At 59.9% G+C, this 7,559-nt stretch carries 5 protein-coding genes; all 5 read left to right on the top strand.

Features of this window, described 5'->3' with window-relative positions; all coding sequences use genetic code 11:
• Positions 1–261 precede the first annotated feature (261 nt).
• Positions 262–2,277 carry an excinuclease ABC subunit UvrB gene (gene uvrB, locus GHO41_RS14310; RefSeq protein WP_153433911.1) on the top strand — a complete coding sequence of 672 codons (2,016 nt, stop codon included), beginning with the start codon at positions 262–264 and terminating at the stop codon, positions 2,275–2,277.
• 282 nt (positions 2,278–2,559) lie between these two features.
• Positions 2,560–3,204 carry a sugar dehydrogenase complex small subunit gene (locus GHO41_RS14315; protein ID WP_153433912.1) on the top strand — a complete coding sequence of 215 codons (645 nt, stop codon included), beginning with the start codon at positions 2,560–2,562 and terminating at the stop codon, positions 3,202–3,204.
• Complete coding sequence (locus GHO41_RS14320) at positions 3,201–4,793, top strand: GMC family oxidoreductase (RefSeq protein ID WP_153433913.1); 1,593 nt, start codon at positions 3,201–3,203, stop codon at positions 4,791–4,793. Before GHO41_RS14315 ends, GHO41_RS14320 begins: the two co-directional genes overlap by 4 nt.
• Position 4,794: 1 nt before the next feature.
• A complete protein-coding gene (locus tag GHO41_RS14325; protein WP_153433914.1) occupies positions 4,795–6,138 on the top strand; it encodes a cytochrome c in 1,344 nt (447 codons plus the stop codon).
• A gap of 179 nt (positions 6,139–6,317) precedes the next feature.
• Positions 6,318–7,466 (top strand): MFS transporter, encoded by a 1,149-nt coding sequence (locus tag GHO41_RS14330; protein ID WP_153433915.1) that lies wholly within the window; start codon positions 6,318–6,320, stop codon positions 7,464–7,466.
• Positions 7,467–7,559 lie beyond the last annotated feature (93 nt).

A 7,559-nucleotide genomic window follows, 5' to 3' on the forward strand; every position in this document is an offset into this window, starting at 1 on the left:
CGGGGAGCAAGTATAAAGCTGATCAGGATTGGGGCAACAGGCGAAACCCGGTTTTGGCCAAGTATTTGAGTTTATTTTTGGCCCACTGGTCTAATTGCAATATTTGCCCAAACCGGCGTGCCAGCCTCACGCCTTGAAACAGTCAGTCACGATCTCCATATTTACACGTATCCTGTTTGCGCTGCGGCATGCGTCGTGTGCAGTCTTTCTCGCTTTGGCCGGGATTATCCCGACTCAAGGAAGCGAAATCAGAGGTCCTTTATGTCCGATTTTCAGCTCGTTACCCGCTTTCAGCCCGCCGGCGACCAGCCCGTGGCCATCCGCCAGATGATCGAAGGCATTGAGGCCGGTCTGTCGCACCAGACCCTGCTCGGGGTAACCGGTTCGGGCAAGACGTTCAGCATTGCCAACGTGATCGCCCATGTCAATCGACCGACGCTGGTGCTGGCGCCGAACAAAACTCTGGCCGCGCAGTTGTACGGCGAGTTCAAGTCGTTCTTCCCGAACAATGCGGTGGAATACTTCGTCTCGTACTACGACTACTACCAGCCGGAAGCGTACGTCCCCTCCTCCGATACCTTTATCGAGAAAGACGCGTCGATCAACGACCACATCGAACAGATGCGACTGTCGGCGACCAAAGCGTTGCTGGAGCGCAAGGACGCGATCATCGTGACAACGGTGTCGTGCATTTATGGTTTGGGCAGTCCGGAAACCTATCTGAAGATGGTGCTGCACATCGACCGTGGCGACAAACTCGACCAGCGCGAGCTGTTGCGCCGTCTGGCCGACCTGCAATACACCCGCAATGACATGGATTTTGCCCGCGCCACCTTCCGCGTGCGCGGCGATGTGATTGATATCTACCCGGCCGAATCGGACCTTGAAGCGATCCGCATCGAACTGTTCGATGACGAAGTCGAAAGCATCAGCGCCTTTGACCCGCTGACCGGCGAAGTGATCCGCAAAATGCCGCGCTTCACCTTCTATCCGAAGAGCCACTATGTGACCCCGCGCGAAACCTTGCTCGAGGCCGTCGAAGGGATCAAGGAAGAACTCAAGGAACGCCTCGACTACCTGCGCACCCACGACAAACTGGTTGAGGCGCAGCGTCTGGAACAGCGCACCCGCTTCGATCTGGAAATGATCATGGAGCTGGGTTATTGCAACGGCATCGAAAACTACTCGCGCTACCTCTCGGGCCGTGAGTCGGGTGCCCCGCCGCCAACGCTGTTTGATTACCTGCCTGCTGACGCGCTGCTGGTAATCGACGAATCCCACGTCAGCGTGCCGCAAGTCGGGGCCATGTATAAAGGCGACCGCTCGCGTAAAGAAACCCTGGTGGAGTACGGTTTCCGTCTGCCTTCGGCGCTGGACAACCGGCCGATGCGCTTTGACGAGTGGGAGCGCATCAGCCCGCAAACGATCTTTGTCTCGGCGACCCCGGGCAACTACGAAGCCGAGCACGCGGGCCAGGTAATTGAGCAGGTAGTACGGCCAACCGGTCTGGTTGACCCGCAAATCGAGATTCGCCCGGCGCTGACCCAGGTCGACGATCTGCTCTCCGAAATCAACAAACGCGTAGCGATTGAAGAACGCGTGCTGGTGACTACGCTAACCAAGCGCATGTCAGAAGACTTGACCGACTACCTGGCCGATCACGGCGTACGCGTGCGTTACCTGCACTCGGACATCGATACCGTGGAGCGGGTCGAGATCATTCGCGATTTGCGCCTGGGCGTGTTTGATGTGCTGGTGGGCATCAACTTGCTGCGTGAAGGCCTGGACATGCCCGAAGTGTCGCTGGTGGCGATTCTCGACGCCGACAAGGAAGGCTTCCTGCGCTCAGAACGCTCCTTGATCCAGACCATTGGCCGCGCCGCTCGTAACCTCAATGGCCAGGCGATTCTGTACGCCGACCGCATCACCGGGTCGATGGAACGGGCCATTGGTGAAACCGAACGCCGTCGCGAAAAACAGATCGCCTTCAACGAAGCCAACGGCATCATCCCTAAAGGCGTGTTCAAAGACGTAGCCGACATCATGGAAGGCGCGGTGGTACCGGGTTCGCGCAGCAAGAAGCGCAAAGGCATGGCCAAGGCCGCCGAAGAAAACGCCAAGTACGAAAACGAATTGCGCTCGCCGAGCGAGATCAGCAAACGCATTCGCCAACTGGAAGAAAAAATGTACGCCCTGGCCCGCGACCTGGAATTCGAAGCCGCCGCACAAATGCGCGACGAAATCGGCAAACTCCGGGAGCGTTTGTTGCAGGTTTAAATCTCAAAACCACACACATAATTGTAGGAGCGAGCTTGTCTCGCGATCTTTTGATTATTTAAAAGATCGCGACGCAAACTCGCTCCTACAGATCAATAATGATTTGCATTTCCAAAAACACATATATAAATAGTCGCACTCCAAAGATTCAACACCCGTTTTATTAATCTGAAAGCCCCCTCCCTGACTAACAACCAAAACTTGCTGTTAGTTGTATTTTGGCTATAAACAACTTTCAAAGTATTAACACCGGATGTTAATCAGTTTGCCAGGGTGGGCACTATGTCTATGGATCGTCGCTCCTTTCTTGTATCGCTGGCCTTGATACCGCCTGCCTTGTATTGGTCGAGTGCACTGTGGGCCGCTGGGTCTGCTTCAGATGCGTTTCGCGAGGTGAGCCGGATCATTACCGGCGCCGATAACCTGACCCCCGGTGCTGCCGCACGGATCGAGGCCTTGCTGACTGAGCGTCATGCAGGCTTTGCCGCACACCTCGCAGCATTGCACAAAACCCTGGCGGCAAGCACCAGCCGCGAAGCGGGTCTGTCGGCCCTCAGCGGTACGGATCTGGACACGGCACTGATCATCGCCAAACCCTGGTATTTGGGCTATGTCGGTACGCCGTCAGGGCGAATTCTTGAAGATGACGCCGCCTTCGCCACGTTTCTTGAAATGCAGGCGTATGCCAAGACCGGCGGCATTATCCCTGCGCAGAGCTACCCACCCGGCCCGGCAGGCTGGTGGCGAGACACGCCACGCGGGGTCGATGCTTCTGATCTGCCGGAAGGCGCCACCACCTGGGCTTATCAGCCATTGAAGCATTACATCATCGCCGCCCCTGATCCGGCCTGGCACGCCTATGCAGAAGGCCGGTTCGATTCAATCGAAGCTGCCCGCGCGGCACTGGGCCAGGAGGCAAGGAAATGAGCGATTACGATGCTGACGTGATTGTCGTGGGCTCAGGTTCACTGGGCTCCATGGTGGCGCTGGAGCTGGCCCGTGCCGGGAAAAAAGTCATCGTGCTGGAAGCCGGACCTGAAACCACGGACTGGAAAGTCACCGACAACTTTCGTAACTCGGCGCGGCAGAACAATTTCAACGCGCTGTTCCCGGATGTGCCCTACGCCCCCAACAGCTTCAGCCCCGGCTATATCAGCCCGCACCTTGAAGGGATCGAGGTGTTCCCCGGCACCCTGCGTTCAGTGGGCGGCACCTCACGGCACTGGACGGCGGCCACATGGCGCCTGCTCCCCGAAGACATGACCTTGAAGTCCAGCTTCGGCCTCGCCGTGGACTGGCCCATCACCTATGCCGAGCTTGAGCCGTTCTATTGCGACGCCGAATACGAAATCGGGGTCAACGGCATCGCCGATTACGACGAATCCGGCCAAGGCTTGGGGTACACCTACCCGCCCCGCTCCCGGCCTTTTCCACTGCCGCCCGAAGCCAAGCCCTACGCCATTCAGCGCTTGCAGCAACAAATTGCAACCAAGGGTTATCGCATCGACGTCGCCCCTTCGTCACGCATCAGCAAACCCTATGACGGCCGCCCCGCGTGTATTGGCAACAACATGTGCAACTGGAACTGCCCGATCGGCGCCAAGCACTCGGGGTATCACGTCGTTGAAAAGATCCGCAAGTTGGGCGTCGACCTGCGCAGCAACGCCATCGTGCACAAGATCGAAACTGGCGCGGACGGTAAGGTGACCGCCCTCCACTACCTGTCGCCAAAGCGTGACGCCACCCGGCTCACGGCCAAAGTTTATGTGCTGGCCGGCCATGGCTTTGAAACCCCCAAGCTGATGCTGATGAACAACCTCGGTGCGCGTTCGGGCATGGTCGGGCGCAACCTGATGGTTCACCCCACCATCGACATGACCCTGCTTTCGTCGGAGCCGTTGTGGGCCGGACGCGGGCAGAACATTCACGGCGCGATCATGCAGCGGCGCAATCAGCCAGACCGCACGCGTATTCCTTCGACGCGCTATGACTTGCTGAACAACCCGCCCACTGTCGGCATTGCCGAAACCGCCCTGTCGGAGCGCAAGATCGGCGCCGCGCTGGATGACGAAATCCACGATCGTTCAGCCCGTATTTTCACCTTTGAAGCCCTGACCGAAGATTTGCCCGACAAGGCCAACGGGATATCCCTGAACCCCGGCTTCAAGGATTCGCTCGGCTTACCGGGATTGCGCCTGGACTACCGGATCTCGGACTACACCAACGCCAACCTGCCCCGGCTGATGGACGACTTTGCCAACTTCCTGCAAGCCACCAACGGTACGCGGATCAGTGCACCCACACAATGGATTTGCCAGCAGCACATCATGGGCACGGTACGCATGGGCACCCAGGCCGAGGATGCTGTGGTGGACCGGGATCTGCGCTGTTTTGATCACCAGAACCTGTTTCTGGTGACCACCGGAGTCATGCCCACGGCGGGCGGTGTGAACCCCACCCTGACCGGGATGGCGCTGGCCATCCGCGCTGGCAAACATATCGCCAAGGAGGTGTGACATGCGTAAAGCCTTGATAGCCGTCACCCTCGCCCTCGGCACACAGTGGGCCAGTGCTCAGTCAAGCGATGCCAGCACGGTTGAGCGCGGTAAATACATCGCCACGGCAGCCGATTGCGCGGGCTGCCATGGTGAAAATCTGGCGGGCGGTGCTGCAATTGCCAGCCCTCTGGGGCCTATTTATGCCTCCAACATCACCCCGGACACACGCACCGGCATCGGCGGCTGGAGCGAAGAACAGTTGCGCGACGCCCTGCGCAAAGGCCGCGCCCCCGGCAAAGGCTGGCTGTATCCGGCAATGCCGTACACGTCCTACACCGGCATCAGCGATGCCGATGTGTCGGCGCTCTACGCCTATTTGCAGAGCGTGCCTGCGGTCAACCATGAAGTGCGCGCAACCGAGTTGGGCTTCCCGTTCATACGGCCGGCCATGATTGCCTGGAACGCGCTGTACCTGAAGGAAGGGCACGCGGCAGGCGAGAAACCTGCGCAAGGTGAGTCGGCAGAACGCGGTCGCTATCTGGTCGAGGCCCTCGGGCATTGCAGTGCGTGTCACACACCACGCGGGGTTCTCATGGCGGAGTTGCCGGAACAGCACCTGGGCGGCGCGTTTGTCGGCGGCTGGCAAGCCCCCAACCTCACTAACGACCCGTCCGGGCTGGGTAGCTGGAGCGATGAGGAACTCAAACAGTTTCTGCAAAAAGGCCATAACTCGGGGGCGGTCGCAGGGGGTGATATGGGCCTGGCTGTGAGTCGTAGCCTGAGCCATCTGGGCGACAGCGACATTGCCGACATCATTGCCTATTTGCGCCAGGTGCCACCGGTTATGACTCAAAGCTTGCCTGCTGCGCCCTCACGTCCGGCACGCGTCGACCCTGACACGGTCGAGGGGCCGATTATCGGCTGGCGTAACCTGGCCAACAACGCCACTACCGATGGTGCCGTGTTGTATCAATCGGCGTGTGCCAGTTGTCACGGGGTCGACGGCACTGGCACCGCAGGGCCGGATTTAGGCCGGTTACGCGACTTGCGCTCGGCCCATCCCAATAACCTGGTGCACGTCATCGCCGGGGGCATCAACCTCGAAATGGATGGCAGGCACATCCTCATGCCCGGTTTCCGTGACCAAATGAACAACGAGCAAATCGCCGCACTGGCCCGCTACGTACGTTCGACATTTGGGCAAGTGCCTGGCTCCGGGCCGGATGAACAAGAGGTGGCCAGCATTCTGTCGGATAAAACACCGGTGAGCTGGCTGATCAACTACGCCCCGGCGCTGGCCTGGGGCGCGATTGTCGTGCTGGTGCTGCTGGTGGGTTGGGTGTTCGCGCGGCGTAAAGTCTAGGCCCCCGTGGGAGCGGGCTTGCTCGCGATGCAAACGACTGGGTCTGTCTGTTACACCTCGTCGATCCAATCGCGAGCAAGCCCGCTCCCACAGCGTGATGGCGTTCGCGGGTCGCGAGGTTGGCCGCAACTGTGTAAGGATGTTGCTTTGTTTTTGCCGCTTGTCCTTCAAGGAAGACCATGACCTCCATGCCTAAAGCGCCTCCGGTTCCGGGGCGTCTCGAACAACTTTCGACGCGAATTGCCTTTTTTATTGCCGGCTTCGGCATCGCTGCCTGGGCACCACTGGTGCCTTACGCCAAGGCGCGGGCCGGGCTGGATGACGCGACGTTGGGGCTGTTGCTGCTGTCGCTGGGCGTCGGTTCGATTCTGGCAATGCCGATTGCCGGAGTGCTGGCCACCCGCTTTGGTTGCCGCCGGGTGCTGACCGCCGGGACCCTGCTGATCTGCCTGAGTCTGCCGCTGCTGGCGACGGTCAGTTCCATCCCGTTGCTGATCGCCACGCTGTTTGTCTTTGGCGCCGGGCTGGGCACCGTCGACTCCACCGTCAACTTGCAGGCGGTGATTGTTGAACGCGCCAGCGGGCGCAACATGATGTCCGGCTTTCATGGTTTGTTCAGTGTCGGCGGGATCGTCGGCGCTGCCGGGGTCAGCGGCCTGCTGGCCGTCGGTCTGACGCCTTTGTGGGCCATGGCCGTGGTCATCGTGCTGATCCTCGCGGCGCTGTTCAAGGCCGCTCCACACCTGTTGCCCTATGGCAGCGAGAGCAGCGGCCCGGCGTTTGCCATCCCCCATGGCGTGGTGCTGTTTATCGGGTTGCTGTGCTTTACCGTGTTTTTGGCTGAAGGCGCGATGCTCGACTGGAGCGCGGTATTCCTGACCTCTGAAAAACACATCAACGAAGTGTATGCCGGGCTCGGTTATGCCGCGTTTGCCCTGACCATGACGGCAGGCCGCTTGCTTGGCGATACCATCGTCAGCCGCCTGGGCGCACGTCGGGTCATCGTTCTGGGCGGTCTATTTGCCGCCGCCGGGCTGGCGTTGGCGACAGTGGCGCCGGACTGGGAAGTGTCGCTGTTGGGCTACGCGCTGGTGGGTGCCGGCTGCTCGAATATCGTGCCGGTGCTGTACACCGCGGTGGGCAAGCAGACCGTGATGCCTGAGAGCATCGCCGTGCCGGCCATTACTACGCTGGGTTATGCGGGGATTTTGGTTGGGCCTGCGGCCATTGGCTTTATCGCCCAAGCCAGCAGTTTGAACATCGCCTTCGGCCTGATCGCCGTGATGCTGGTAGGCGTGGCCATCAGCGGGCGCATCTTGAAAGTCTGATTCACTCTGTAGGATTGGCCGCCCCGTCTTCGACGCCGCGCTGTCGCGCAGCAAACAGGACAGCGAGTATCTTCAGCATCCCCCAATCGGTTC

This window comes from Pseudomonas sp. FSL R10-0399, from assembly GCF_009600165.1.
In the GTDB taxonomy this organism is placed as follows: Bacteria; Pseudomonadota; Gammaproteobacteria; order Pseudomonadales; family Pseudomonadaceae; genus Aquipseudomonas; species Aquipseudomonas helleri.

Bases quoted from the DNA above. Each gene is read 5' to 3' on its own strand.
- GHO41_RS14325 (WP_153433914.1), top strand. From the start codon at position 4,795: ATGCGTAAAGCCTTGATAGCCGTCACCCTCGCCCTCGGCACACAGTGG.
- GHO41_RS14315 (WP_153433912.1), top strand. From the start codon at position 2,560: ATGTCTATGGATCGTCGCTCCTTTCTTGTATCGCTGGCCTTGATACCG.
- uvrB (WP_153433911.1), top strand. From the start codon at position 262: ATGTCCGATTTTCAGCTCGTTACCCGCTTTCAGCCCGCCGGCGACCAG.
- GHO41_RS14330 (WP_153433915.1), top strand. From the start codon at position 6,318: ATGACCTCCATGCCTAAAGCGCCTCCGGTTCCGGGGCGTCTCGAACAA.
- GHO41_RS14320 (WP_153433913.1), top strand. From the start codon at position 3,201: ATGAGCGATTACGATGCTGACGTGATTGTCGTGGGCTCAGGTTCACTG.